This is a genomic window from uncultured Campylobacter sp. (assembly GCF_938002845.1).
Classification (GTDB): domain Bacteria; phylum Campylobacterota; class Campylobacteria; order Campylobacterales; family Campylobacteraceae; genus Campylobacter_B.
The window spans coordinates 15,525-40,766 of record NZ_CALKZP010000015.1 but is presented as its reverse complement, the minus strand read 5'-3'; the positions used below and the strand labels follow the sequence as shown (position 1 = coordinate 40,766).

Genomic DNA, 25,242 nt, shown 5'->3' with positions numbered 1-25,242 from the left:
GCCTTAGAATTCCTACCAAAATTTAAAGGTAAGGAGTTTTTATGAATAGACGAAATTTCTTAAAAAGCACCGCCGCAATCGGCACGCTAGCGACGTTAAATCTAAATTTAAACGCTAGCGCGGTCACCGGCGGGACGGAAAAGAAAGTCGCCAGCGTCTGCGAGATGTGCTCTTCGCGCTGTCCTATCGAGGTGACCGTCAAAGACGGCCGCGGCGCTTTAATCGAGGGCAACCACAGATTTTCAAACAAAACCTCCGTCTGCGCTCGCGGCGGAGCGGGCATCAATCAGCTCTACGACGATCAAAGGCTCATTAAGCCGCTCATTCGCGTAGGCGAGCGCGGCGAGGGCAAATTTAGAGAGGCGAGCTGGGACGAAGCGCTTAAAATTTGCGCGCAGAGGCTAGACGAGATTTCGCAAAAATATGGCCCGCAGAGCGTGGTTTTTACATCCAAAACGGGCGAGCACCACACTCAGATGATGAATTTCGCCTGTGCTTACGGCAGCCCGAACATCTACTCGCACTGGTCCTGTTGCCCGGTTACCTACAATATCGCCGTACCGCACACCTTCGGCGCTAATATGCAAAGAGACTACGGCGATGCAAAATACATCGTAAATTTCGGCCACAATCTTTTTGAGGGAATTGATATCTCAAAAACCAAAAAGCTCGCAAAAGCCGCAAGCAGAGAGGACGTAAAGCTTTTGGTCCTCGATCCGCGCTTTAGCGTCGTAGCTTCCAAAGCTGACGAGTGGCTGCCGATAAAACCGGGAACCGACGCGGCGTTTTTGATGGCGCTGATTCACGTCTGGCTGCGCGATAACAAATACGACAAAAAATTTATCGAACAATACGCCGTGGGGCTAGAGGAGCTAAGGCAGTCCGTGAAGGATACGACGCCGCTTTGGCAAGAGGCCATTACTGGGATCAAAGCGGACAAGGTAGAGCGCATCGCAAATGAAATTTACGCCGCGGCTCCCGCAGTTGTAATCGACTGGGGTCATAAAACCACGACCGCCAAAGCCGAATACGTCCGCACGCGCGCCATCGCGATCGCAAACGCGCTAATGGGAAACGTCGAGAAAAAGGGCGGAATTTACTTCTCTAAAGACTCCAAAACCTTCAACTCGCTTTGCAAAGAGGATCTCTTCCCTACCATCTCAAACCCGGATAAAGGCTTTAAAATTCCAAAGACCGCGCGTATCGACGGCTGCGGCGAAGAAGGTAGCGAAAATTTCTTCGTGCCACGCAAACACGGCGTTTTGATGCAGATCGCGCCTACGATTTTAAGCGAAAAGCCTTACCCCGTAAAAGGCTGGGTCAGCACGCGCTTTAACCACCTCATCAACGTTGCGGGCGTGGATAAGAGCGTAGAGGCGATCAAAAAGCTAGACTTCGTGCTCGCAATCGACGTGTATATGAGCGACTTTGCGTGCCTAGCCGACGTGATCTTGCCCGAATCCACGTATTTGGAGCGCGACGAGTCGATTCAAAACAAAGGCGGCACCGCGCCGGGATTTGTGATGCGAAACAAAGCCGTCGAGCCGGTGGGCGATACGAAGTGCGGCTATGAAATTTTTAGAGAGCTTGCGAGGGTGATGAAGATCGATAAGGACTACACCTGGAACAATATCGACGAATACCGCATGCAGCAAGCCAAAGGCAACGCCGAGCTAATCGCAAATTTAATCAAAAACGGCTACGTAAGCTACAAGGTGCCGAAGCTGTATTACCGAGAGCCGAAGCTCGTAGCTAAATTTATTGATAAATATCCTGCCGCCGCGGAGTTCGTGGACGAAAACGGCGAGATGAGCTCGCAGATGAAATTTAAAACCCCAAGCGGCAAGATCGAGCTTTTCGCGCCGAAAGTGGAGGAGCTTTTTGCGGGATACGGCTGCTTAAATACCGAGGGTATGGACGTATTCGGCGGACACAAATACTGCCTCATGACCGGCAAGACCGCGCTTCACACCAACGGCCACACTCAAAATGTCAAAATTTTAAACGATATGATGAGCGAATCGCCGGTTTGGATCAGCCCGGCTTCCGCAAAAGCGGAGGGGCTAAAGACGGGCGATATCGTGAAGCTCAAAAATAAATTCGGCGAGCAAAAAGCTAAAATTTTCGTCACGCAAGGCATCAGGGATGATTGCCTATTTTTATACCACGGTTTTGGGCACGTAAGCCCGGGGTTAAAGCGCACGAACGGCATAGGCACGAACCAAAGCGTCCTTCTCGATCCCGCTGCGGGTCCTGTAGTAAGCACGATGGTAACCAACGTCGGCGTCGATATAGTTAAAATTTGAAAGGGGCGGTTATGAAAAAACTCATAATGATTCACGACGAAAATTTATGTATAGGTTGCCAAGCCTGTTCGGTTGCATGCAGGAACGAAAACGGCGTGCCTAGCGGCGTTTATAGGCTGCAGGTTCACGGCAAAACAAGCGGCGTTTTTCCAAATTTAAAGCTTGATTACTCGCGCGCCAGCTGCGTTATGTGCGAGGATAGCCCCTGCGTGGACGTCTGCCCTACGGGAGCGAGCTTTAAAACCAAAGACGGCGTAACGCTCATAGACGAGAGGCTTTGCGTCAGCTGCAAATACTGCATCCTGGCCTGTCCTTACGACGCTAGATTTGTCGATCCTATCACGCACGCTATCGGTAAATGCACCTTTTGCTACACGAACCGCACTAGCAAAGGCTTACAGCCCGCCTGCGTAAGCGTGTGCCCAACAGATGCTTTAACTTTCGGCGACGTAAATGACGTAAATTCCGAGGTAAGCAAGCTGCTAGCCAAAACGAGCGTAGAATATCCGAAAGCGTATCTAAACACCAAACCGCGCCTAGCGAATATCAAAAACAAAAAAGGAGGACGCTATGAATAATATGTGGGGCGATATGAGCCAATACTCTGAAATTTACTGGCCTTGGCCGATTGCGATTTATCTATTTTTGGCGGGTCTTAGCGCGGGAGCGACGATGGTGGCGCTTTTGGTCAAATGGAACCACCACGAAAGCGAGCAAAATTCCATCTGGGACGCGATGATTAGAGCGGGTGCGATCACGGCGCCGATCACGATCTGCGCGGGGCTTTTGCTTTTGATCTTTGATCTGGGCAAGCCTCTTACCTTCTATCTTTTGCTTATCAAATTTAACTTCGGCTCCGTAATGAGCATAGGCGTGGCGGCTCTTTTAATCTACGTGCCGCTCAGCTTTGTATTTGCGCTATGCGTATTCGGCGAAGAAATTTGTAAATTTAAACTATTTGCATTCCTGCGCCCTATCGTAAATTTGCTAGGCTCGTTTGCCAAAGCTTCCAAACTCTTCGAGCGAGTTTTATTTATCCTTGCTCTTTGCGTGGGCGCATATACGGGCTTTTTGTTAAGCGCGGTAATGAAAATTCCGCTTTGGAATACTCCGGTGCTGCCGATTTTATTTTTGCTATCGGGCTTTTCCAGCGGCATCGCGGCGAGCATTTTAGTTGGACTTCTGTTTTTTAAAGGCTCGTTAAACAAAGATAGCATAAAATACCTTTTGGTGCTTGATCTGCGCGCGATACTCTTTGAGATTCCGCTTTTATTCATTCTATTTGTCGGAATGTATTTCGAGGGCGGCACGAGCGCGCTTGCGGCACAGCAGGCTTTGACGCACGAGGTTTACGGTAAAATTTTCTGGATCGGCGTTTTGGGCACGGGGCTCATCGCTCCGATCATCATCGCCTTTACGGCGCTGAAAAACCACGCCTACAAGCCTGCGTTTATAGTTTTAAATTCTTTCGTCGTGCTTTGCGGCGTCATTCTGCTTCGTTACTATATCGTATATGCGGGGCAAATTTGCACGGGAGCGTAGTCTCGCTCCCGATTTAGGGAACGGGTTTGAAAATTTTACTTTTAGAAGACGATTTTGAATACAGAAGCAGCGTAAGCGAGTATCTGCAGGAGCTTGGCTACGAAGTGGACGAATGCTCTAGCGGCGACGCAGCCTGTGATAAGATCGCCGCGAATGCCTACCATCTGCTGATTTTAGACATCAAAGTGCCGGAGGTTTCGGGCGAAGAGGTGCTAAAATATGCCCGCAGCCTCGGTCTAGGCACCCCCGTGATGATGATGACCTCGCTTGGCGACATCGACGATTTGAGCCAGTGCTACGAGCTTGGCTGCAACGAATATCTAAAAAAGCCCTTCCACCTAGCCGAGCTTAAATTTAGAGTAAGCGAGCTGATGCGAAAGTACTTCGGCGATGAAAAGGGCGCCGTCAAGATCGCGGATAAATTTCACTACTTCGCAAATTTAAAAATTTTAAAACGAGCGGACGAAAAGATATCGCTAAGCGCCAAAGAGATTAAAATCATAGAATTTCTGCTCGCCAATATCAAAAGATTCGTAAGCGTCGATGAGCTCATCGCCGACGTGTGGGACGGCGAGGCGGGCAGCGTCGATGTGCGCGTGCATATCAGCAACCTCCGCTCCAAAACGAGCAACGACTTCATCCTCTCCAGCCGCGGACTCGGATATAAGATCAATGCTTAAAGGGTTTAAATTTACGCTTTTTAGCGCGATCTTCATCATCGGCGCCTTTATAAGCGAGAGCCTTTATATCATCTATTTAAACTCCAAAATCGAGGAGAGCGCCGACGTCGCCGAGCTGATACAAAAAAGTGGCGAAGCCCTAAGCGGCGCGTATCCCGATCTAAAAGACGAGCTCATCTACGACTACGCGATCCTAAATGCAAACGGCGAAATTTTAAGATCAAACCTTAGCGTGCAGCCGCCCGATTTTGCGTTTATTACGCTGAAATTCGGCGGACGGGTATTTTTTAAGCGCCATTTTCTACATGAGGGCAAGCTATATTTTTTCGTCATCTCAAAAAAGATAAGCTACGCCAAGATAGAATTTATCGCGATCTCTACGATCTTTATCACAATTTTCGTAGCGCTCATCATCGCGCTGTTTAACTACAAAATCATTAAAAATTTCTACGCGCAGCAAAGCAACCTCATCAAGGCGTTTTTCAACGACGCGATGCACGAGCTAAAGACCCCTCTGGGCGTCGCGCTCATCAACACCGAGATGCTTGAGCTGCGCGATAAACACACGGCGCGCATAAAATCCGCGCTCAAGCAGATGATCATTACTTACGAGGACGTGGAGTACTTCATCAAAAGCGGCAAGATGAGCCTAAAAAGCCGGCGCATCGATATGAGCGAGTTTTTGAGCGCTAGGATAAATTTCATCTATCTGGTCGCAAAAAGCAAAAACATAAGCTTGCAATCGCGAATAGCGCCAGTGTGAGCGTTTTTATGGACGAAACCTCGCTAATGCGCCTCATCGACAACACTCTAAGCAACGCCATAAAATACTCTCGCCCTGGCGGCAAAATCATCATCGGGCTGGAAAAAAGGGTGAGCATAGCGGTCTTTAGCGTGCAGGATTTCGGCATCGGCATAAAGGATACGAGCGCGATCTGGGAGAGATACTCGCGCGAAAACGCAGCTCTTGGCGGATTCGGTCTCGGGCTAAACATAATCGATAAAATTTGCAAGCGCTACGGCATCGCAAAAAGCGTCAGCTCGAAGCTTGGCGAGGGCAGCACCTTTTGCTACAAAATCCCGCTGTTTAAGCAGAAGCTTTTGGACTAAAACGGTGCGTTAAATTTGGGCGCAAATTTTAAAATTTAGAAGTGAAATTTCGCGGCTAGGGCTTTTTAAATTTTGTTTTAGCGCGGCTTTTCAGCCGCCTTTTGCCTCTCTACTACCTAAATAATATTCTTTCAATGGATAATTTAGATTTCCGCAGTTGTCCAGCTCAAAACCCTGTTTTATATCAAACGACGCCTTGTTTCTTTCCTGATAATATTCTTTGATTTTTTCAGAAAAATTCATTCTATCAAATAGGTATTCGGAATGGTTGCGTTGTATATAATTTTTATAAATTAAAACAAACTTATCTAACAATATATGAATATTCGGTCCTTTATAAGCGCCGTCTAGAATAATTATCGGTCTATCAAATCCAGCACTCATATCGTTCAAATTTATCTTTATATATTTCTTTGGGTCGGTTTTTTTAGCCTTTAATTTATTCATAAAAATTTCCTCAAACGTCTCATTATTATCATGATGCTTTTTTAATACTTCAAACCAATTAGATAAATTTATGTTCTCTAGTTCATAGTATGCAATTTCATATGAGCTACGCCAAGAACTGCCATAGGCGTAGGTCCTATAATCATTGATCATTTGTTCTAGTTTTAACTCATAATTCAAATACTGCCCTATCGCTCTTTTATACAGCTCTTTCTTCGGTAAAATTCTATTCTCTTTGAGGCAATAGCCCTGCTTGTATTTGTTATAGTCGGAAAGAGAAACTATCGCGAAGCCTCGTGAAGTGGAATAATCGGGGATGATGCGGATAAATGCGGCGCAGAGTATCGCCGTCAGAAGCAGCACGCCAGCTATTGCTTTAAATTTAACGGATTTATAAAATTTCATACCGACGCTCCTTTTAAAATTTAAAATTTCAGCGCAAATTTCCGCGATCTTGCGATTAAATTTAAAACGCTCGCTCGCCGCGTCGCCGCGACAAGGCAAACAAGCCACGGTCGCCTAAATTTAAATCCCGCCGCTAGCCTTCGCGATGCAAAATTATATAGCCCAGCTTCGTGCCGTTTTCATCCGAAAACGCCCTCACGTAAAAATAATGCCCATCCTTTTTGATAAAACTCTGCGCCCCAAAATCAAGCGTCGCCAAAATCGACAAAACGTCGTAATCCGGCGCGCTGTTTACGACGATAAAGTCCTTGATAACGCCTATTTTATCGTAGAAGCAGTCGGTCTCAAACCTCTTATCTACGAGGATAAAAATATCGTTTCCCATGCGGTTGATCTGCGCGATGACGTGCTCGAAATCGAGCATTATCTCGGCGCTTCCGATAAATTTACCGTCGCTAAAAACCGGCGAAATTCCGCGCATGAAGACCCCGCACCGCCCCATCTCGACGAGCGCTTTTGGAAGCAGACTATAGCGGATCTGCAAAAGCGAATGGCGAAACGAGCTCAGATCGTCGTTATAAAATTCGTCGCTCCAGCTCCTAGCCAGGCTTCTGGTGTTTTGCGTATGAAAATGTATCTTCACGCCCGTATAAAAGGGCACCGCGCTTAAAATATCTTTGTATTTTTTCGTCACATCCATGCACTCGCCGTGTTTGCCGCTCTCAAAACAGCGCACCACGTCGCTGTTTTGCGACAAAATCAGCGAGATCGCAAAGGCGTTTAGCTTTTCTTCGTCCACGATCTTTTCAAACAAACTCGCGCTAAAATCGAACTGCTGCTTGATTTTTATCTCGTTTTCCTCGCTTTTAAAGCGCAGGTAAAATGCAAAGGTGGCAACGCAGCAAGCAAGCGCGAAAAGGCTTAGGTATTTTTTGGATCGCGCGCCTATCATCTGAATTCCATCTTTAAATTTGCCGCTAAAATTTCTGCGAATTCGCTAAATTCCGGCAGATCGAGCTTGCCATTTCGCATCTTTTTACCCCAAACGGATTCCGGAAAAAAGCTGTCATTTTTAAAGCGCGCTTGGACGTGAAAATGCACGCGCGGCACGTAGTTGGCGAAGCTTGCGATGTTGATCTTATCGGGCGCGTAAAACTCCCGCAGGCTCTTTTCGCACTGAAGCACGGCGTGCCACAGATGCGCCAGCGTCGCCTCGTCGCAGTCGCTAAGCTCCTTAAATTTCGCCTTCGTAAAGACCTTCACCCACGGCACTTCGTGCTCCTCGCGCTCCACATAAATCATCTCATCTTCGTAAATCATCGCTTCTCCTTGAAAATGGAATTTTAATGCAAAGCCCATTAAAGCTCGGTAAATTCCTCTTACATAAATAATATACTAAAATACATTAATTAAATATATCTATAAAATCTCGATATACTCGTGATTTTTATGCTATAATTCTATCTTTTAAAAGGAATATATATGAAATCAGTTTGGATAATGATCCTATGCGCCGCGGCAATTTTGATGATTACGATGGGCATTCGTATGTCATTAGGTCTTTTCGTGCAGCCCATAATGCAAGCAAATTCCCTATCCATCGCACAAGTAAGCTTTGCGATGGCAACTACGCAGCTGGTATGGGGCTTTTCGCAACCGCTTAGCGGGATACTTGCAGACAAGCTCGGTGCCTACGTCGTGCTGTTTTGGGGCAGCGTGCTTTTGGCGATTAGCTGCGCTATTGTGCCGTTATTTAGTAGTGAAAGCTCGCTTGTATTAACGATGGGTTTTGGGCTTGCGCTAGGGCTTGGCGCGGGTAGTTTTCCGATTCTAATGAGCCTAATGGCAAAGCGCCTGCCATTTTCTATCCGCTCGGTTGCCAGCGGAGTGCTAAATGCAGGCGGCTCATTCGGGCAGTTTTTATTTGCGCCTATGATTGGGTTTTGTATCGCAACGCCCGCTTTAGGATACGGCGGCGCATTTTTTACACTCGCAGGGCTTAGCTTGCTAATTCTGCCGCTTGCAAGACTTTTGGCAGGCAGTAAAATTCTATCTGGCGAACAAACCAGCCTGCATGAAGAAGATAAGCGCAGCTTAGGCGAAGTGCTGCGTTTGGCGCTGCTCGATAAAAGCTATATTTTGATAAATTTAAGCTTTGCTACGTGCGGTTTTCACGTAGCATTTTTAGTGACGCACCTGCCTAGCGAAGTAGCACTAAGCGGGCATGGCGCGCAGGTAGCGTCCTTTTCGCTCGCACTGATTGGCATCGCAAACATCGTAGGCAGCTTATTCGTAGGATGGTGTGTTTCCAAAGTGCGATGTAAAGTCATTTTATTTTGCATATATGCCCTGCGTATCGCTCTTATTGGTGCTTATGTGCTCTCGCCCAAAGATAGCCTTACGTTTTATATCTTCAGCGTGGGATTAGGATTTACCTGGCTAGCGACCGTACCGCCTACTGCGGCTGCCGTCGGTAAGCTATTAGGGACGCGATATTTAGCAAGCCTATTTGGATTTACGATGCTTTCGCATCAAATCGGCGGATTTTTTGGCGCATATATCGGGGGTCTTGCGGTACGGGCATACGGCGCGTATGATTATATGTGGTATTTGGATATGACGCTAGCGGCTATTGCAGCTCTGCTAAGCCTACCTGTGCGTGAAGCTAAGATGAAGCACGTAAAATTTTAAAAATTTTATGGGATTTTGAAATTTACGGACGGAATTTTCGCGAAATTTTGCAAGCTAAATTACGACAGAATTTTGAAAATTTTAAAATTTATCGGATTTTATGCTTCGCACGATGAAATTTCACTTTAGCTTTAAAATTCCGCTACGATAAAATGCAAAATCTGCTTATGCTTTCAAATCTAGCCGAGACGAGCTTTTAAATTTTATAGAATTTTGAAATTTTAAAATTCCGGCTCGCGCAGCATTTTAAGAGCCGGCGCGAGAGCATCTGCAAAGCCTTTAAATTTTTCAAATTCCTCCGCGCTAAACTCTGCGCTAAACTCCGCTCCAGAAGCACCGAAGCTCGCTTCATAAACGAAACCCGATTTTTTTAAAAAATGTTCAAATTTAGCCACCGCCGCAAACGGCACGAAAAATATGCACTTCTTACGCAGCACGAATTCCACTAGCTCTGCGGCGTCCGCAGCGGCGTCTATCGCGGCATTTGCGCTACTGGCGTATGCGCGCACGAGCCCACCGGTGCCTAGCTTGATGCCGCCGAAGTAGCGCACCACGAGCACTGCGGCGTTAATTAGCTCGGCGCCGCGAAGCGCGTTTAGACACGGCGCGCCCGCAGTTGATTTGGGCTCGCCATCGTCGCTTGAGTTTTCTACGATCTGCCCGGGCTCACCCAGCGCGCGATACGCCCAGACGATATGCCGCGCCTTGGGATGTTGCTGCCGCAGCCGCACACGCAGCGTCTCAAAGCTCGCTAGCGGCGCAAGATAGGCGATGAAGCTTGATTTTTTAATCTCCTGCGCGGCGCTGATCTCTTTTTCAATCGTTTTCAAGGCTTTCCTTTGCGGAATTTTATCTTTTTTGCATTATAATAAAAGTTCAAAAAAAGATCAAAGGAGCTTCATGATCCAGACTTGTTTATTTCCCGCGGCGGGCTACGGCACGCGCTTTTTGCCCGCGACCAAATCGCTACCTAAAGAGATGCTTCCGATCCTTACCAAGCCACTCATTCACTACGGCGTGGACGAGGCGCTGGAAGCGGGCATGGACAATATGGCTTTCGTCACGGGTCGCGGCAAGCGCGCTCTGGAGGATTATTTCGACCGCAGCTACGAGCTGGAGGATCAAATTTCAGGCAGCAGTAAGGAGTATCTGCTCGACGAGATCAGAGCGCTTATGAAGCGCTGCACCTTCTCTTTTACGCGCCAAGAGCAGATGAAGGGACTCGGCAACGCAATTTATACGGGTAAAATTTTAATCCGCGACGAGCCTTTCGGCGTGGTGCTTGCAGACGATCTGTGCGTAAACGAAAACGGCGAAGGCGTGCTTGCGCAGATGGTTAAAATTTACGAAAAATACCGCTGCAGCGTCGTTGCGGTGATGGAAGTGCCGCCGCAGGACGTAAACAAATACGGCATCATCGCAGGAAAGAGCATCAGCGACGATCTGATAATGGTCTCGGATATGATAGAAAAGCCCGAGGCTAGCGAGGCTCCGTCGAGCCTAGCCATCATCGGGCGCTACATCCTAACGCCTAATATTTTCGATCTCATCGAGCAGACGGCGCCCGGTAAAAACGGCGAGGTGCAGATCACCGACGCGCTTTTGAAGCAGGCTCAAAACGGCGTAGTGATCGCGTATAAATTTAAAGGCACTCGCTTCGACTGCGGCTCGGTAAAAGGCTACGTGGAAGCGATCAAATATTTCTACGAGCGAGAATTCGGCGATGGTAAAAAATGAGCTGTTTTTCCCGCCGGCAAAAGAGGGCGCGCTAGAGGAGGTAGCGGCAAAGATCCGCGCCGAATACGAAAGCGGCGAGATAGGCTACTACCGCCTGCCGCAGCAAGGCGCAGACGAAATAGCGCGGGCAAAGGAATTTTTTAGCGCGCGAAGCTACGATGGGGTCGTACTTATAGGCATCGGCGGCTCCAGCGTGGGCGTGCGGGCGCTTTATGAGATGCTGCGTCCGCACGTAAGAAAGAATTTGCGCTTTGAAATTTTAGATAATCTCGACGGGCACAGCGTAAACCGCGCGCTTGAAGGGTTGAATTTTGCTCGCACGATCTTCATAGTATCCTCCAAATCGGGCGGCACGATTGAAACGATCTCGCTTTTTAAGGTCGTTTTGCAGCGTTTTGGAATTTCAAATTTAAAAGCGCTAGCTAAAAATTTCATCTTTATCACCGATGCAGGCTCGCCGCTGGATGTCTTCGCGCACAAGTATGGCGCCTGCGTGATAAATATGCCTGCTAACGTAGGCGGCCGTTTTAGCGTGTTAAGTGCGGTAGGGCTAGTGCCCGCAGTTGGGTTAGGTCTTGATGCAAGCGCGATGCTGCGCGGGGCTGCCGTCGCAAAAGAGCGGTATCTGGATGAAATTTTAGCAGGCGATCCCGCTAAAATCGCGGAGAATAAAATTCTACGAAAAGCCCATCACTACGCCACGCACAAAAGTGCGAAAATCAACATCCTTTTTAGCTATGGCGACGCGCTGCGCGCATTGGGCGAGTGGTATGTGCAGCTCTGGGCGGAAAGCCTAGGTAAAAAGATCGGCTTTAGCCGCGAGGGACTTACTCCTGTAGGGCTTGTAGGCTCGCGCGATCAGCACAGCTTCCTTCAGCTCATAATGGACGGCGTAAAGGATAAGACCGTGACCTTCTTAAAGCTCACGGACAACGGCACTACGGACGCGGTACCTGGTATCAGTCTGCAAGGTCTTGAGGGCTGCGACTTCGTAAACGGCATGCGACTGGATGAGGTGCTAAATCTGCAGTGCGATGCTACGCTGCAAGCCGTGCTAAATGAGGGTATCAGCGTCGATCTTATCGAGGTTTCGCAGCTTTGTGAACAGAGCGTGGGCGAGCTATTTTACTACTTCGAGCTGCTAACCAGCGCCACCGGAGCGATACTGGGCGTCAGCACTTACGATCAGCCGGGCGTCGAGGTAGGCAAGAGAATTTTAAAATCGCTAGTTTTAAAATCGCGAGATTAGAATTTGCTGCGCTAGCTAGACGGAATTTCGTCGGTCTAAATTTTACTAAAGTCAGGTTTTGCTCGCGCCCCATTTTACTTAGGCTAAATTTTAGAATTTTAAAATTTACGTCGCGGAATTTTGATTTCGCGCTATGAGCATTTGGAATTTTGTCGCAAAATTTCACAGCAGAATTCCAAGATTGCACCGCGAGGCGTAAAAATTTTGCGACTTACAAGCGCACAGGGAGATGAAATGAAAATCACGAAGATCGATCACTTCGTCCTAGTTACGGAGGATCTGCAAAAATGCGTGGAATTTTACGAAGGGATTTTGGGCTTAGAGCATGTTTGCGAGGGCGGCAAACACAGCCTGCGCTTCGGCTCTTCAAAGATCAATATCCACACCCGCGCGGGCGAGTTCGCGCCGTTTGCGGCGCGTCCTAGCGCAGGCTCGGCGGATTTTTGCCTCATCTGCGAAGATCAAAGCGCGCAGCAGCTCAAAACGGAGCTTGAAAGCAAAGGAGTGCAAATAGAGCTTGGCGTCGTGCCTCGCACGGGCGCGCGCGGCGCTATGCAAAGTATCTATCTGCGCGATCCTGACGGCAATCTCGTAGAGCTCGGCGTATATGAAGGCAGAGATTGATTAGCGCGTAAATTTAAAGGCAAAATTTCAAGCGGAGCGTTAGAATTTAAATTTTCTAAATTTTACCTTTTTGCTAAATACCGACAAGGTGCGCGGGACGGTATCCAAATCTATATGCGTTTTGCGCATAAAATACTCTTTTAATTCCAGATACTCTTTTTCGCTATAAATCAAAACATTTATAATTCTAAGATCGCCCGTTTCGCCGTATATCACAAGCCGGTCATGAATACCTAAGCATCTGAAACTGCCATTTTTAAGATGCATCAATATACCCGCTCCGAATAGGCTAATTGCTATCATCGAAATTAGCGCGATCATCGCATGCATTCCGCGCATAACGTATGCGCCCAAAGGCCAAAGTGACAAAAATAGCATTTCGGGTATGCTTATCCTCTGCTGCCGGTCCCAGCGAGGATCAAAACTGATCGCAACGGCGCCGATTTGTTCAAACTTCAAAGATTTATAAGCTTTATCTTCTTTGTAATATTTGATATCCGAATCGTTAAATACGAAATAGACGCCCTTTTGTTGCTTTCGCCTGATAAAAAACATTACCAAAGCGAAAGGGAGTAATCTAAAATTTTTGGGCTCAATAGGGTTTACTACGGTAACGACCGAGATAAAGAATAAACATCCTATAAGCGTAGCAATCGTGTAATATTTCATATAGTCGTAAAAAGCATAGTCTTTTATTACTATCGGATTTTTGTCGTAGTCTCTAAACTCAACCTCTTTGTTCCTTGTATCCATAACCACCCGCTTTAGCTAAGATAATATTTTTCTATTTTATCAATATCGATATGTTTTCTAATCAAAAACCATTCTTTTATTTCGTTTAGCCTTTCCGCATCATATACGCAAACTAAATAATTTTTTGCCGACAAAATAGAGCTTAAATAATAAGTATTTTCCTGCTCATAGTAAGGATAATCCACTATGATTGCAGAAAAGAATGAAAAATTCTTAAAATTGCCTACAATTAAAAAGTGAAAAAATATTTTCAAAAAGATTGCAGAAAGTATTGAGAAAATGAAGAATAATAGAATTTGCGATGACAGAAACGATAATGCTGCAATAGAAAAAATTATAATAATATTATAAATGAGGCGACGAACTTTATCATCGTTGCAATATCCCCAAAATGGTCTGCCTATCACATAATTTAAATGAAGGTTATTTGTCCTTCTCTCAAGCTCGCCGTTGTTATAGAAATCTATAGAATTATTCATAAAGTAGATTTTTCGATTATTATTGCTTACGCAGCAGCTATAAATAAGTCTCAATGCTATCGCTATAAAAATTCCGAATATAATACTAGAGCCTATTTCCATCATCGATATATGGTGTTTTGAAAAAATTAAATCCCATATGCTTAGAATATATCCGCCTAAAATCATAGGCATATATAAAAACGTAATTGTAGATATTGGCAGCCTCTCATAATTTTTTGCTATTATCGGATATTTGTTGTAATCTCTGGCCTTTTGTTCATTATAATTTTCCATTATTTCAAGCCCTTCTTTAAAAATAGATATAAATTTGTAATAGCTTAATTGACAAAAGACTTTTATAAACGTTGCCTGACTCTTTCTTCGCGACCTCTTCCCTCGTCATTTTATCCTCCTCATTAGATAAACAAGTAATCTTTCTTAATGTTATTTATATTTACGCTTTTCCGTAAAAAATATTCTTTAATTTCATCATAAATTTTTTGATTATAGAGATAAACGAGATAACATCTTGGATAAATGGGCTTGTTCCTAAACCATCTGCCATATGAGGGGCGTGCGATCTTAATAAACGGCAGAGCCCTAAACCCTTTTAAATTCCTATTTATAAACAGATAAAGTATAAAATTTAATAAAAACCCGAATAAATATGTAAAGAATACCGCTATAAAAAATATATTCCACCATGTTACGCACATAAAAATAGCGATAAAGTACAAAAATATCTTTTCAGATTTTCCTATCTCATATAAACTTGCCAAAATTCCGATAGAGAAATTTAAAGATAAGGCGTTTTCGTCAATTTCACAGCGTTTTTCAACCAAGCCGTCGCTAATGAATTGTATATATTTGTTTGTGAATTTTATCTCTTGTCTAGAGTGGATTATGGTAAATATAGATATTATAACCGTAGATAGTAAAATAATGAATAAAATAGCAAAATACTGAACTATGTCAATATCTTCATGATTTATACAATCTATAATCAAAAATGCATGTAGCGTAGAGATCGGCAATAATAGGACTAAAAACGAATATACAAAAAATTTTTCATAATTTTTGATTATTATCGGATCTTCGTCGTAATCTCTAGCCTTGGAATTCTGCGGTAAGGCGCCGCTATCATCCGAGATAAAATTTTGCGGCTCTGCGTTGTTATCACAGGCAGAATTCTGATCCGCTTCGGCTTCTAAATTTAAATCGTTAGTAGCGGAATTTGGAGCTTTGGAATTCAGAGATTCTAAATTCGGAGGTTCAGAATTCAGGAATTCAGAATTCGAAACTTCAAAATTAGAGACTTCGGAATTTTTGGTTTCAGAATTCGGGGCTTTAAAATTTTCGCCGTTAGAATTTTGTTCCAAGCCCCGCTTCGGCTCCTGATGCCGCTTTTGTAGTAGCCTTTTTAATTCCTCAAGCCTGCCTTGATCCATTTGCCGCCTTTAAATTTGATGGACGCGCCATTTTATAGCGCCACCGCTTAAAGCTCATTAAATTTTACCGCTCGCCCGTTGCGCGCCGTTTGATCAAAATTTAGCTCTCATATCTTTGTAGCGATTTTTTATATGCTTTTGCCGCAGCGCAGCCCGCGCTCAGATATGCTTCAAACTCCTCGCTAGTGAGCCTGCGCGGCTCATTTGCAAGCTTCGCCGCGCCCGCCGCGCCGCTTGACGTATTTGCGTCCAGGTTCGCTTCATTTGCGATCTCGCCTCGTCGGATTCGGTTGCTAAAGCCCGCTGCATGCGCTATTTTCGGCGCATACTTTAAAGAAAAGCTTAAATTTTGCGTTTGCAGATTTAAAATTTTACCCATGCATTTGCGCGGACCCGCGATAAAATCGCCGTTTTGTATGAGTGGGGCGGCAGAGCCGAGCGGACCGCTGCCCACGGAGCCGCTCAAGTCGCCCTTCGAGCCAGATAAGCAGTCCGTTGAATCCGGTAAGCAGCCCGCCAAAAGCTCTGCGCCGCTTAGGACGCGCAGACTTCGCACCAAAATCCCGCCGCCGCTTTGCGGGACGCTGCGAAACGAAATGTCAAAGCCGAAATTGTGAAAAAATATCTCGCCCGCCCGCGACGTGCGCTTGTAGGTGTTTCGATCCGCGCCCGTAAAATACGCCTCGATCTCCGCGAAGGCGAATTCCGCGCCACTTACGCAAAGGATGTTATTTTGCAGCAGATCGCGCATGAAATTTTCGATCTTTGCCTGCGCTCGCTCGGCATTAAACTGCGCCTGCGGCGGCTCATCACCGAACGCAAGCGCTTGTCTAACGCCCGGTTCCGACTGCGATGGACGGACGTTAAATTTTAAGTGTGCTTGCTCTGTATCAAGACGCTCTTTCTCGGCATCAAACGGCAGCTCGGCATTAAATTTTAAAATTTCAGTTTGCTGCGCGCCGCTAAAATATGACTGTCCGCCGCAAAATTCCGCGCCATTTTTTGATTTTAAAAGCTCGCCGTCGCTCCCGTCTCTCGCGCTTCCTACAAGTTTATGATTTTTTGAAGCGAGCTTTGAACCTGCCGAAATTCCAAACTCCTCCGCGTCGATTTTTGAGAAAAATTTTTCTAAATTTTCATCGCCCAGCATTTTGCTCTTCCGTAGAATTTCCTTCGCGCTTCGTCATGTCCGCCTTGCTGCCCACAGTGTCAGATTTGCCGTTGTTTGCCTCGGCGCGCGTTAAATTTCTCTCGCCGTCCGTCGCGTTCATATCACCTCGCACTAAATTACCGCCGCTACTTGTCGTATTTGTTTCGCCGCCTTTAAAATTTGGAGCTTCGCAACGATCTACACCTAAACGCTCGAAATAATATCTCTCTCGCTCGCTTAAGTTTTCCACTCCCCTTTCGCATACGCGCTTGATATACGCCTTGCTAGGGTATCTAAGCCGATTGAGCGCCAATTCACTACCCGCGTCTGCGCGCTTTATCAGCTTAGCGATGCAGGCATCATCCTCTTCACTATTTGCGATATAATCCCATATGCCACAGTATCTATCACCGCCCAGCGCCGTAATCAAAAAATAAACCCAAAGCAGGATTATGGCAATCGATATGCTTCCTTTTACTTCTAAAGATCTCTTTTTTACCATGTTTTTCCTTGAGTAATAAATTTTAACTCATTTTTTCACAAATTTGACCAACGACATAAATTTACGATATCGTCCTCAAGGCTAATCTTATCGCCCAGCATTTTGCTCTTCCGTAGAATTTCCTTCGCGCTTTATCGAGCTCGCCTTGTTGCCCATAGTGTCGGATTCGCCGTTGTTTGCCTCGGCGCGCGTTAAATTTCCCTCGCCGTCCGTTGCGTTCATATCACCTCGCACTAAATTACCGCCGCTACTTGTCGTATTTGCTTCGCCGTCTTTTGATTTGGGCGTTTTAAAGCCCCAAATCTCGCATCGATCCCCGCTAAAGCCTTGGAAATAATATCTCTCGCGTTCGCTCAAGTTTTCTACCCCCTTTTCGCATGTGCGCTTGATATATGCCTGGCTCGGATACATTAGTCGATTTACTGCATGGTCATCGCCGGCATCCGCGCGCTTTATTAGCCTAGCGATGCAGGCGTCATCCTCTTCACCCTTGTTGTTTAAAAAAGATTCCCAAATGTTGCAATACGCGCCACTGCTGTTTATATATAGGGCGCACAGAATAACAACCCCTACGATTAACAAAAAAATTTGACTTTTACTAGCTTTCAAGCTCGCTTTATTGCCCGGCATTTGACTCTCCCGTAGAATTTACATCGCGTTTGATCGCGCCTGCTTCATTACGGATCGTATTCGCACCCTCGCGCGTTAAATTTCCCTCGTCGTCCGTTGCGTTCGTATCGCCGCTCGTAGTATTTGCTTCGCCGCCCTTTGATTTGGGCGTTTTAAAGCTCCAAGCGCTACAACGATCTTTACTATAACGCTCGAAATAAAATCTTTCTCGCTCGCCTAAGCTTTCCACTCCCTTTTCGCACACTCGCTTGATATATTCCATAGTTGGGTATCTAAGCCTATTTTCTGCAAAACTATTTCCGTCGTCCGCTCGTTTTATCAGCTTAGCGATGCAGGCGTCATCCTCTTCGTCGTGCCTGCCTGAAAAAAATTCTCTCGCGCTGCAATACCCGCCGCTACCGCTTACAAACGCGGCATAAATAATAATAAGCGCCAAAACTAACACAAAAACATGACTTTTACCGATTTTCAAGCTCGCTTCCTTTGCGATTAAATTTTGATTTTTTCCGCAGATTTACGATCTGCGGGCGGATCGTAAATTCGCTTACATTGGACTTAGTGCGCAGAATTTGCAGCGTAAAATTTGCGATCTCCCCCGCATCCACGAAGCTAGCCTCATCATCTGCGGGCTCGAAGCTCAAATCCTCGTAAAACGGCGTTTTGGTGATGTCCGGGTTGATGCAGCTTACTCTGATCTGCTTGCGCGCCTCCTCGAAAAGGCAGAGCAGAAACGCCCGCAGCCCCGCCTTGCTCGCGCTATAAACCGCGCTAAAGCGGCTCGCTCGCAGCGCCTCGATCGAGCTAATGCCGATGATATGGGCGCGGTTGCGCTTTAAATTCGGCAAAAACGCGCGCGCGATGATGATGTTTGCGGCAAGATTTACGTTTAAAATTTTTAAAATTTCGTCCTCGCTCATCGCTTCAAGCGGCGCAAATTTCGCCGTACCCGCGCATAAAATCAGCGCGTCAATACCTTGCACCGCAGCCAGCGCGCGGCACTCCTTCGCTAGCGCGTCCGTATCCTCGAAGCGTGAGCTTAGCGTTAAAATTTCATAGCCGTTTTGTCGCAGAAGCTCCGCAACCGCGCTGCCGATACCGCCGCTTGCGCCCGTGACCAATGCTTTCATCTTTTCTCCTTTAAATTTTAATGCCGCTTCGGCGCGTTAAATTTCGCGCGTCATGTAAATTTCGCTGCGCTAAATTTACGCGGATTATTTAAACCGCGCCGCGACTTTGCCGGGTAAAATTTTAAATTTAGCCCGCGGGCGTTTTGCCGCGCCGCCGCTTTGCAAAATTTCATCGCCGCTCGCCGTATCCGCCCCACACGATTTATAAAATTTCATTTCATAAAGCCGGGTGTGGCGCTAAATTTTAACCGCTCACAGTGTCCGCCGCAAATTTCGTGCTCTATATTTTCGGCGCCGCATGCGAGCTGATACGGACTGCGACGTCTGCGGCAAACAGCGCATCTAGCGCTGCCGTATCTTTGCGAAATACGCCGCCTTCATCGCCTCCTCAAAGGCGTCATTGCTTTCGTACTCGCAGCCCAAAACCTCGCGCCACAGGCTCGTATCCTCCATGCAGAGGTAGAAAAACACCCGCTCGCGCCACGGCGAAAGCGCGTCCGCGGCAAATTTAAAAAGCTCGCGCTTGATCTGCGGCGGATAAGACAGCTTGCCGTTCGCGTCCGTAAGGGGCATCTGCAGAATTTTGCTCCGCAGCCCGCGTGAGCGCAGTTTTTTTACGACGGGCTTAATGAAGGTAAGCGTGCCGAGCGAGACCATCGCGACGCCGCTTGGATCGAAGCGGCGCAGCAGCCGCTCAAAAAGCGCGCCGTAATCACTCCGCCACCCCTCGTACCAAACCATCGGGTGGAGGTGAAAGCCCACCAAAATGCCGCGCGCCGCGAGCGCTTCGGCTGCCGCCAGCCGCGCATCCAGATTCGCGCTTAGATGTTCCTCGTTCGCAATGATCGCGGGCGTATTTAGCGAAAAGGTGATGATGAGGTTGCGCGGGATCTCGCGCTGCAGGAAAAACCGGATATTATTCGACTTGCTTTTAAGCTCTAAAATCACGTTTTCATGCCGCGCCGCAAAGTCCGTTAGTGCGCTTAAAATGCCGAAGCGATCGCCCCACATAAGCGAGTCGGAGCTCTGACCCGTGCCGATGTGGTAGCTGCGCGCGGGATCAAGCCGCAGTCGCGCTAAATTTGCCGCGAAATTTTCGTCAAAGCCGATTTTTCCGTGCTTGTAAAAGGAGCCGATCGCGCAATAGGAGCAGTCAAAGCCGCACGAATTGACTGCATCAAGCGTCAGCAGATTGCAGCAGCGCGTGTTTTCGCTCGCCACCGGACAGCGCCCCAAAGCGATGCGATCTGCGCGAAAAGATGAAATTTCAAATTTTTTCGGCTCGTAATCGCTTTTGAAGCTCGCGTACGAGTGCGGGCGCGACTTTAGCTCAAGCCAGGCTTCGCGCACGAAATTAAAAATTTGCTCGCCGTTTGGGACTTTCCCTGTTTTATTAAATTTGGCTTTATCAAAATTTAGCTCGCACTGCCCGTCTGCAAGCAGCTCATAAACGGGTGTCTCGTCCCACGCCTCAAAATCGCTCGCAAACTCCGCAAGCTGCTTTCGTTGCTGAAATGAAAAGTGAAATTTCTCAAATAGCGCGCCCAAAAACGCGCTCGATCGCTCGCTCAGATTCACGCCAAAATGCGCGCCCAGCTCCTTTTTCGCCTCCGTCATCTTGCTCCGCTTCGTTTAAATTTTGCAAATTATACTTAAATTTCGCGCACCGTCACTGAAAATCGTTGAAATTTCAGATCGCGCCGCAGAATAGTCGCTCGAAATAGAAGGCGTAAGCTAGCGTAATAGCGACGTTTAGAATCAAAATTCCGCTGAGCGTGAACTTTTGCGGGATTTTTTTGACGCCCGTTCGGTAGTAATACGGCAGGGCGTAGAAAAACGCGGGCAGCACGAGCAGAGCGATACCTAGCGGCATGCCGCCGATGCCTATCTCCGCACTGCGCACAAACTGCGCCATGGCGGGGAATTTAAGGGCGGCGAAAATGGCCGCTGCAAAGAGCAGTTGCACGCAGACGCAGTAAAATAGGTAGCGCGCGCCTATTAGAGCGTCTTTTAGCCATAGCCCGATACAGAAAAATACTAGCAAAAGAGCTAAAAAGACCAACAAGGGCGGATCCGCGAACATATCTGCCACGGCATACGCGCAAGCCGCGATGCACGCGCACGCCAAGAGGGCGAAACATAGATAAGAGCCTTTTATTTTCATCGTTTCTCCTGTAACTATGCAATACTTTCTAATTCCGCGTCGTATTCGGCATATGAAGCCAAAATTTTATCTCTCGGCTCGGTTTTTTTGCGTACGCATCCATAGTTAAATTTCGCTCTTTATCGCGGCGCGGATTTGCGGCAGGCGCGCCTTTACGAGCTCATAGACGAAGCTTTTGCTAAGCCGCTCGCCGCGCAGATGATCGCTTACGATCTTCATCATCGCCCACGGCACACCCGCGCGCTCGCAAGCGTTCACAAAAAACACGCTCTCCATATCATAAAGCGTAACGCAGTGATTTACGCGCCCGCAGGTGGCGTCTTTTGCCGTACACGGCGTATTTTGTATTGCGCGCGCTGCGGTATTCGTCGCAGCGCTACACTCACCTACCGCGATTTGTGAGGGTTTTATGCTCGCTAAATTTTGCGCCTCGACCTGCGTCGCGCTTTGTATTGCAGCTCGCGTCGCGTCGCGCGTGAAATTTTTTGTATCTGCTGCGCCGTTCGTATCTTGCGTTGGGGCTTGTGCGTTTATCTCGCCGCATGCCTCGATTGCTGCGACACTTGCCCCACGGGTCCGCTGCGCTGCGTTTAAAATTTTAGGCTCGCTCACGCAGATTAAATTTGCCCGCAGCTTACCGTCTAAACTCGCGCCGCAAAATTCACGCTCGCAAACTTTTTGAAATTTCGGAGCCTGCGTGCTGTGTTCCCCAACCTGCGAGCTATAAAATTTCGATCCGTCCTCGCCGTAAAATTCCTGCGCTGCCGTACCGTCAAAGTAAAAGGCCTCGCCGATTTGCACGCCTTTATCCGCGCAGCCGCAGACGCCTATGTTTAGCGCAAAGTCCACGCGCCGCGAAAGTAAAATTTCACCGAAGCGCTCTGAATTTTGCGCAGAGTTAAAATTTAAAATTTCAAAATTTTCAGTCGCATTTTGCGCGGAGCCGGTCTCTGCATCGCCGTCGCAGAGCGCGCCCGTATCCGAAGAATGCTTAAATTTCGCGTCCGCACCGCGTCGATCCTCGCGTCCAAATTTCGCATCCGTGTCCGCGCGAAGCTCGCGCCCGAATTCTGCGTCTGTATCGGCACGGCAAATAAATTCCGCGCCGGGTTCGCTCTTAAATCCTATTTCTATGCCGCCTGCAGCACCCACTTTAAATTTAGCCCCAAACCTCACGCCGCAGATGTATAGAAGCATCTGCTCGCCTGCGAACAGATCGCCATTGCGCGTAAGTTTAAAACTCTCGATTATCGCTTGGGCTTCGCAGCGCAAAGCCGTGCAGATTAGTATCATCGCCGCCCCTTCCAAAAGCGCAATTTTAACAATTTGAGCTATAATATAAGATTAATTTGGCACAAAAGGGCGAAAATGAATGATCTTATCACCATCACGGGCGCACGCGAGCACAATCTGAAAAATATAAATTTACAAATTCCAAAGGACAAACTCGTCGTTTTTACCGGTCTTAGCGGCAGCGGCAAGAGCACGCTGGCGTTTGATACGCTATATGCCGAGGGACAGCGCAGATACGTCGAGAGCCTAAGCAGCTACGCGAGGCAATTTTTAGACCGCGTAGGCAAGCCCGACGTCGATAAGATCGACGGTCTGACGCCTGCGATCGCGATCGATCAAAAAACGACGTCGAAAAACCCGCGCTCGACGGTGGGCACGATTACCGAAATTTACGACTATCTGAGGCTGCTTTATGCGCGCGTGGGGGTGCAGCACTGCCACAAATGCGGCAAGCCGATCTCAAAGATGAGCTCCAGCGACATCATCGCCGAGATTATGAAGCTGCCGCGCGGCGCAAAGGTGATCTTGGGAGCGCCCTTGGTGCGCGAGAAAAAGGGCAGCTTCGCCGATATGTTGCAAAGCTTGCGCGAGCAGGGCTACGTGCGCGCTCAGATCGACGGCGTGCTAGTGCGCCTTGATGAAGAGATCGAGCTGAGCAAGACGAAAAAGCACTCGATCAAAGTCATCATCGACCGCACGACCATCGACGAGGAAAATTCCATCCGCATCGCAAGCGACGTCGAAAAGGCGCTCAAGCTCAGCTTCGGCGAGCTTGAGGTGGAGATCGCAAATGCCGCCGAGCTTGGGCTCGCGCAGAGCCTGATCCACTACAGCGAGCATATGGCGTGCTTTGATTGTAAAATTTCATTCAAGCCGCTCGAGCCGCTCGCCTTTAGCTTCAACTCTCCAAAGGGTGCGTGCGAGAGCTGCGACGGGCTAGGGATAAAATTTAGCCTCGATCTGAGCAAGATCATCAACGAAAACGCCTCGATCGAGGGCGGCGCGATTAAAGTGATGTCGGGCTTTAACAAGAGCTATTACTATAAATTTTTACTCGGATTTTGCGAAGCAAACGGCATAAACGTCAAAATCCCGTATGCAAGCTTAAACGAGGAGCAAAAAAAGCTGATCCTCTACGGCAGCGTCAAAGAGATCGATTTTTACTGGAAAAAACATAAACTCGTGCGTAAATTTGAGGGCGCGATCAAATATGCCTACGATCTGCTCAAAAACGAAAGCGATCTGGACGATTATATGAGCGAAAAAATTTGCCCCGACTGCGGCGGACTGCGCTTGCGCCCCGAAAGCCTAGCCGTAAAGGTCGCAGATAAGGGCATCGGCGACGTGATAAATATGAGTATCTCAGACTGCGTGAAATTTTTCAGCGACGAGAAGCGGTTTTCAAATTTAAGCGAAAAGGACGCGCAGATCGCTGCGCCAATCCTAAAAGAGATCAACGAGCGGCTGTTTTTCTTAAAGGATGTGGGGCTTGGATACCTCACGCTGGGGCGCGATGCGCGTACCATCAGCGGCGGCGAGGCGCAGCGTATCCGTATCGCAAGCCAGATCGGTTCGGGTCTTAGCGGCGTGATGTATGTGCTCGACGAGCCTAGCATCGGGCTTCACGAGCGCGATACGCAAAAGCTCATCAAGACACTGCGAAACTTACAGGAAAAGGGAAATTCCGTAATCGTCGTCGAGCACGATAAAAAGACGATCGAGGCGGCGGACTTCGTCGTGGATATCGGCCCTGGGGCGGGTAATCTAGGCGGCGAGGTCGTATTCGCAGGAGACGTCGCGCATCTGCTTAAAAGCAATACGCAAACCGCGCTGTATCTGAACAACCAAAAGGAGATAAACTACCAAAAGCACCGTAAGCAGGAGCTTTGGCTAAGTATCAAAAACGTAAATATCAATAACATTCACGGCCTTTGCGCAAAATTTCCGCTGCGAAATTTAGTCGGCATCACGGGCGTTAGCGGCAGCGGCAAGAGCTCCTTGGTGCTGCAAACCATACTGCCTACCGCGCTTGAGGAGCTAAATCGCGCCAAAAAGGTGCACGCGGTAAAGGGCGCTAAAATTTCCGGGCTTGAGAGCCTGGATAAAGTGATCTATCTGGATCAAACCCCGATCGGACGCACCCCGCGCAGCAATCCCGCGACCTACACGGGGGTGATGGATGAGATCCGCGCGCTTTTTGCCGCGACGAAGGAAGCGCAGCTGCGCGGATACAAGATCGGCCGCTTCAGCTTCAACGTCAAGGGCGGGCGCTGCGAAAAATGCGCGGGCGAGGGTGAAATCACGATCGAGATGCACTTCCTGCCCGATATCAGCGTCGTTTGCGACGTGTGCCACGGCACGAGATACAACGCGCAGACGCTTGAAATTTTATACAAAAACAAAAGCATAGCCGACGTTTTGGCGATGAGTATCGACGAGGCGCTCGAGTTTTTCAAAGCCGTGCCCAAAATTTATCAAAAGCTAAAGACGCTCGCGGACGTCGGGCTCGGCTACGTTTCGCTAGGCCAACCCGCCACGACGCTTAGCGGCGGTGAGGCACAGCGCGTCAAGCTCGCCAAGGAGCTAAGCCGCACCGACACGGGCAACACGCTGTATATCCTGGACGAGCCGACGACGGGGCTTCATTTTGCAGACGTAGATCGCTTGGTAGCGGTGCTGCATCATCTGGTCGATCTGGGAAATTCCGTCTTTGTGATCGAGCACAATCTGGACGTCATCAAAAACTGCGATTACATCATCGACATGGGGCCCGAAGGCGGCGAGGGTGGCGGACAGATCGTCGCTTGCGGCACCCCAGAAAAGCTTGCGAAGGATTTTAAAAAGACAGGTAGCTACACGGGGGAATTTTTGGCGCAGGAGCTAGCGGCGATGAAAAGCACGAGGAAAAATAAACGGGGCTAAA

Annotated in this window: 27 protein-coding genes; 11 read left to right on the top strand and 16 right to left on the bottom strand. The window is 47.9% G+C overall.

What is annotated here, in order from left to right; genetic code table 11:
• Positions 1-41 precede the first annotated feature (41 nt).
• From phsA to Q0224_RS02105, 6 genes are read left to right on the top strand one after another with little or no spacing between them, the layout of a single operon-like run.
• Positions 42-2,306, top strand: coding sequence for a thiosulfate reductase PhsA (gene phsA, locus Q0224_RS02130; protein WP_297948756.1), 2,265 nt, complete (start codon positions 42-44; stop codon positions 2,304-2,306).
• An 11-nt stretch (positions 2,307-2,317) separates the two neighbouring features.
• Positions 2,318-2,884 carry a 4Fe-4S dicluster domain-containing protein gene (locus Q0224_RS02125; RefSeq protein ID WP_297881003.1) on the top strand — a complete coding sequence of 189 codons (567 nt, stop codon included), beginning with the start codon at positions 2,318-2,320 and terminating at the stop codon, positions 2,882-2,884.
• On the top strand, positions 2,877-3,848 hold the full coding sequence (gene nrfD / locus Q0224_RS02120) for an NrfD/PsrC family molybdoenzyme membrane anchor subunit (RefSeq protein WP_297948754.1): 972 nt from the start codon (positions 2,877-2,879) through the stop codon (positions 3,846-3,848). Before Q0224_RS02125 ends, nrfD begins: the two co-directional genes overlap by 8 nt.
• Before the next feature lie 26 nt (positions 3,849-3,874).
• A complete protein-coding gene (locus Q0224_RS02115; protein ID WP_297948752.1) occupies positions 3,875-4,528 on the top strand; it encodes a response regulator transcription factor in 654 nt (217 codons plus the stop codon).
• Positions 4,521-5,291 (top strand): hypothetical protein, encoded by a 771-nt coding sequence (locus Q0224_RS02110; protein ID WP_297948750.1) that lies wholly within the window; start codon positions 4,521-4,523, stop codon positions 5,289-5,291. Before Q0224_RS02115 ends, Q0224_RS02110 begins: the two co-directional genes overlap by 8 nt.
• A gap of 8 nt (positions 5,292-5,299) precedes the next feature.
• On the top strand, positions 5,300-5,638 hold the full coding sequence (locus Q0224_RS02105) for an ATP-binding protein (protein ID WP_297948748.1): 339 nt from the start codon (positions 5,300-5,302) through the stop codon (positions 5,636-5,638).
• 90 nt (positions 5,639-5,728) lie between these two features.
• Here Q0224_RS02105 and Q0224_RS02100 read toward each other — a convergent pair whose 3' ends face one another.
• The 3 genes from Q0224_RS02100 to Q0224_RS02090 form a co-directional block, all read right to left on the bottom strand.
• Positions 5,729-6,490: a hypothetical protein gene (locus Q0224_RS02100; protein WP_297948746.1), complete on the bottom strand. Its 762-nt coding sequence runs from the start codon at positions 6,488-6,490 to the stop codon at positions 5,729-5,731.
• Positions 6,491-6,623: 133 nt separating this feature from the next.
• Positions 6,624-7,442 (bottom strand): cache domain-containing protein, encoded by an 819-nt coding sequence (locus Q0224_RS02095; protein ID WP_297948744.1) that lies wholly within the window; start codon positions 7,440-7,442, stop codon positions 6,624-6,626.
• On the bottom strand, positions 7,439-7,810 hold the full coding sequence (locus Q0224_RS02090; protein ID WP_297948742.1) for an HIT family protein: 372 nt from the start codon (positions 7,808-7,810) through the stop codon (positions 7,439-7,441). The genes Q0224_RS02095 and Q0224_RS02090 overlap by 4 nt, the downstream gene beginning before the upstream one ends.
• A 162-nt stretch (positions 7,811-7,972) precedes the next feature.
• Here Q0224_RS02090 and Q0224_RS02085 point away from each other — a divergent pair, with 162 nt between their 5' ends.
• Positions 7,973-9,181 (top strand): MFS transporter, encoded by a 1,209-nt coding sequence (locus Q0224_RS02085; protein ID WP_297948740.1) that lies wholly within the window; start codon positions 7,973-7,975, stop codon positions 9,179-9,181.
• 221 nt (positions 9,182-9,402) lie between these two features.
• Here the strand turns inward: Q0224_RS02085 and Q0224_RS02080 are convergent, their stop codons facing one another.
• Complete coding sequence (locus Q0224_RS02080) at positions 9,403-10,011, bottom strand: YigZ family protein (protein ID WP_297948738.1); 609 nt, start codon at positions 10,009-10,011, stop codon at positions 9,403-9,405.
• 70 nt (positions 10,012-10,081) lie between these two features.
• Here Q0224_RS02080 and galU point away from each other — a divergent pair, with 70 nt between their 5' ends.
• The 3 genes from galU to Q0224_RS02065 all read left to right on the top strand — a co-directional run bounded on the left by galU (position 10,082) and on the right by Q0224_RS02065 (position 12,791).
• The gene (gene galU / locus Q0224_RS02075; protein ID WP_297948736.1) at positions 10,082-10,918 is read left to right on the top strand and encodes a UTP--glucose-1-phosphate uridylyltransferase GalU; all 837 of its coding nucleotides are present in this window, start codon (positions 10,082-10,084) and stop codon (positions 10,916-10,918) included.
• On the top strand, positions 10,905-12,167 hold the full coding sequence (locus tag Q0224_RS02070) for a glucose-6-phosphate isomerase (protein WP_297948734.1): 1,263 nt from the start codon (positions 10,905-10,907) through the stop codon (positions 12,165-12,167). The genes galU and Q0224_RS02070 overlap by 14 nt, the downstream gene beginning before the upstream one ends.
• 234 nt (positions 12,168-12,401) lie before the next feature.
• Positions 12,402-12,791, top strand: coding sequence for a VOC family protein (locus Q0224_RS02065; protein ID WP_297948732.1), 390 nt, complete (start codon positions 12,402-12,404; stop codon positions 12,789-12,791).
• A gap of 39 nt (positions 12,792-12,830) precedes the next feature.
• Here the strand turns inward: Q0224_RS02065 and Q0224_RS02060 are convergent, their stop codons facing one another.
• The 12 genes from Q0224_RS02060 to Q0224_RS02005 form a co-directional block, all read right to left on the bottom strand.
• Positions 12,831-13,544 carry a hypothetical protein gene (locus Q0224_RS02060; RefSeq protein WP_297948731.1) on the bottom strand — a complete coding sequence of 238 codons (714 nt, stop codon included), beginning with the start codon at positions 13,542-13,544 and terminating at the stop codon, positions 12,831-12,833.
• A gap of 11 nt (positions 13,545-13,555) precedes the next feature.
• Positions 13,556-14,299, bottom strand: coding sequence for a hypothetical protein (locus Q0224_RS02055; RefSeq protein WP_297948730.1), 744 nt, complete (start codon positions 14,297-14,299; stop codon positions 13,556-13,558).
• 122 nt (positions 14,300-14,421) lie between these two features.
• Positions 14,422-15,453, bottom strand: coding sequence for a hypothetical protein (locus Q0224_RS02050; RefSeq protein WP_297948728.1), 1,032 nt, complete (start codon positions 15,451-15,453; stop codon positions 14,422-14,424).
• 100 nt (positions 15,454-15,553) lie between these two features.
• A complete protein-coding gene (locus Q0224_RS02045) occupies positions 15,554-16,603 on the bottom strand; it encodes a hypothetical protein (protein ID WP_297948727.1) in 1,050 nt (349 codons plus the stop codon).
• Positions 16,590-17,105, bottom strand: coding sequence for a hypothetical protein (locus Q0224_RS02040; protein WP_297948726.1), 516 nt, complete (start codon positions 17,103-17,105; stop codon positions 16,590-16,592). The genes Q0224_RS02045 and Q0224_RS02040 overlap by 14 nt, the downstream gene beginning before the upstream one ends.
• Positions 17,106-17,192: 87 nt before the next feature.
• Complete coding sequence (locus tag Q0224_RS02035; protein WP_297948724.1) at positions 17,193-17,735, bottom strand: hypothetical protein; 543 nt, start codon at positions 17,733-17,735, stop codon at positions 17,193-17,195.
• Entirely contained in the window at positions 17,722-18,207 is a 486-nt protein-coding gene (locus tag Q0224_RS02030) for a hypothetical protein (RefSeq protein ID WP_297948723.1), read from the bottom strand. The genes Q0224_RS02035 and Q0224_RS02030 overlap by 14 nt, the downstream gene beginning before the upstream one ends.
• On the bottom strand, positions 18,194-18,862 hold the full coding sequence (locus Q0224_RS02025; protein WP_297948722.1) for an SDR family oxidoreductase: 669 nt from the start codon (positions 18,860-18,862) through the stop codon (positions 18,194-18,196). Before Q0224_RS02025 ends, Q0224_RS02030 begins: the two co-directional genes overlap by 14 nt.
• An 84-nt stretch (positions 18,863-18,946) precedes the next feature.
• The gene (locus Q0224_RS02020; RefSeq protein WP_297948721.1) at positions 18,947-19,078 is read right to left on the bottom strand and encodes a hypothetical protein; all 132 of its coding nucleotides are present in this window, start codon (positions 19,076-19,078) and stop codon (positions 18,947-18,949) included.
• 126 nt (positions 19,079-19,204) lie between these two features.
• Positions 19,205-20,479 (bottom strand): spore photoproduct lyase family protein, encoded by a 1,275-nt coding sequence (locus Q0224_RS02015; RefSeq protein ID WP_297948719.1) that lies wholly within the window; start codon positions 20,477-20,479, stop codon positions 19,205-19,207.
• Positions 20,480-20,552: 73 nt separating this feature from the next.
• Complete coding sequence (locus Q0224_RS02010) at positions 20,553-21,026, bottom strand: hypothetical protein (RefSeq protein ID WP_297948718.1); 474 nt, start codon at positions 21,024-21,026, stop codon at positions 20,553-20,555.
• A 105-nt stretch (positions 21,027-21,131) separates the two neighbouring features.
• Positions 21,132-22,319 (bottom strand): hypothetical protein, encoded by a 1,188-nt coding sequence (locus tag Q0224_RS02005; protein WP_297948717.1) that lies wholly within the window; start codon positions 22,317-22,319, stop codon positions 21,132-21,134.
• A 75-nt stretch (positions 22,320-22,394) separates the two neighbouring features.
• Here Q0224_RS02005 and uvrA point away from each other — a divergent pair, with 75 nt between their 5' ends.
• Positions 22,395-25,241 (top strand): excinuclease ABC subunit UvrA, encoded by a 2,847-nt coding sequence (uvrA, locus tag Q0224_RS02000; protein WP_297948715.1) that lies wholly within the window; start codon positions 22,395-22,397, stop codon positions 25,239-25,241.
• Position 25,242: the final 1 nt, after the last annotated feature.

Bases quoted from the DNA above. Each gene is read 5' to 3' on its own strand.
- Q0224_RS02045 (WP_297948727.1), bottom strand. From the start codon at position 16,603: ATGCTGGGCGATGAAAATTTAGAAAAATTTTTCTCAAAAATCGACGCG.
- uvrA (WP_297948715.1), top strand. From the start codon at position 22,395: ATGAATGATCTTATCACCATCACGGGCGCACGCGAGCACAATCTGAAA.
- Q0224_RS02040 (WP_297948726.1), bottom strand. From the start codon at position 17,105: ATGGTAAAAAAGAGATCTTTAGAAGTAAAAGGAAGCATATCGATTGCC.
- Q0224_RS02100 (WP_297948746.1), bottom strand. From the start codon at position 6,490: ATGAAATTTTATAAATCCGTTAAATTTAAAGCAATAGCTGGCGTGCTG.
- Q0224_RS02010 (WP_297948718.1), bottom strand. From the start codon at position 21,026: ATGAAAATAAAAGGCTCTTATCTATGTTTCGCCCTCTTGGCGTGCGCG.
- Q0224_RS02095 (WP_297948744.1), bottom strand. From the start codon at position 7,442: ATGATAGGCGCGCGATCCAAAAAATACCTAAGCCTTTTCGCGCTTGCT.
- Q0224_RS02125 (WP_297881003.1), top strand. From the start codon at position 2,318: ATGAAAAAACTCATAATGATTCACGACGAAAATTTATGTATAGGTTGC.
- galU (WP_297948736.1), top strand. From the start codon at position 10,082: ATGATCCAGACTTGTTTATTTCCCGCGGCGGGCTACGGCACGCGCTTT.
- Q0224_RS02020 (WP_297948721.1), bottom strand. From the start codon at position 19,078: ATGAAATTTTATAAATCGTGTGGGGCGGATACGGCGAGCGGCGATGAA.
- Q0224_RS02085 (WP_297948740.1), top strand. From the start codon at position 7,973: ATGAAATCAGTTTGGATAATGATCCTATGCGCCGCGGCAATTTTGATG.
- nrfD (WP_297948754.1), top strand. From the start codon at position 2,877: ATGAATAATATGTGGGGCGATATGAGCCAATACTCTGAAATTTACTGG.
- Q0224_RS02055 (WP_297948730.1), bottom strand. From the start codon at position 14,299: ATGGAAAATTATAATGAACAAAAGGCCAGAGATTACAACAAATATCCG.
- Q0224_RS02050 (WP_297948728.1), bottom strand. From the start codon at position 15,453: ATGGATCAAGGCAGGCTTGAGGAATTAAAAAGGCTACTACAAAAGCGG.
- Q0224_RS02025 (WP_297948722.1), bottom strand. From the start codon at position 18,862: ATGAAAGCATTGGTCACGGGCGCAAGCGGCGGTATCGGCAGCGCGGTT.
- Q0224_RS02060 (WP_297948731.1), bottom strand. From the start codon at position 13,544: ATGGATACAAGGAACAAAGAGGTTGAGTTTAGAGACTACGACAAAAAT.
- phsA (WP_297948756.1), top strand. From the start codon at position 42: ATGAATAGACGAAATTTCTTAAAAAGCACCGCCGCAATCGGCACGCTA.
- Q0224_RS02015 (WP_297948719.1), bottom strand. From the start codon at position 20,479: ATGACGGAGGCGAAAAAGGAGCTGGGCGCGCATTTTGGCGTGAATCTG.
- Q0224_RS02110 (WP_297948750.1), top strand. From the start codon at position 4,521: ATGCTTAAAGGGTTTAAATTTACGCTTTTTAGCGCGATCTTCATCATC.
- Q0224_RS02105 (WP_297948748.1), top strand. From the start codon at position 5,300: ATGGACGAAACCTCGCTAATGCGCCTCATCGACAACACTCTAAGCAAC.
- Q0224_RS02005 (WP_297948717.1), bottom strand. From the start codon at position 22,319: ATGATACTAATCTGCACGGCTTTGCGCTGCGAAGCCCAAGCGATAATC.
- Q0224_RS02070 (WP_297948734.1), top strand. From the start codon at position 10,905: ATGGTAAAAAATGAGCTGTTTTTCCCGCCGGCAAAAGAGGGCGCGCTA.
- Q0224_RS02065 (WP_297948732.1), top strand. From the start codon at position 12,402: ATGAAAATCACGAAGATCGATCACTTCGTCCTAGTTACGGAGGATCTG.
- Q0224_RS02090 (WP_297948742.1), bottom strand. From the start codon at position 7,810: ATGATTTACGAAGATGAGATGATTTATGTGGAGCGCGAGGAGCACGAA.
- Q0224_RS02035 (WP_297948724.1), bottom strand. From the start codon at position 17,735: ATGCCGGGCAATAAAGCGAGCTTGAAAGCTAGTAAAAGTCAAATTTTT.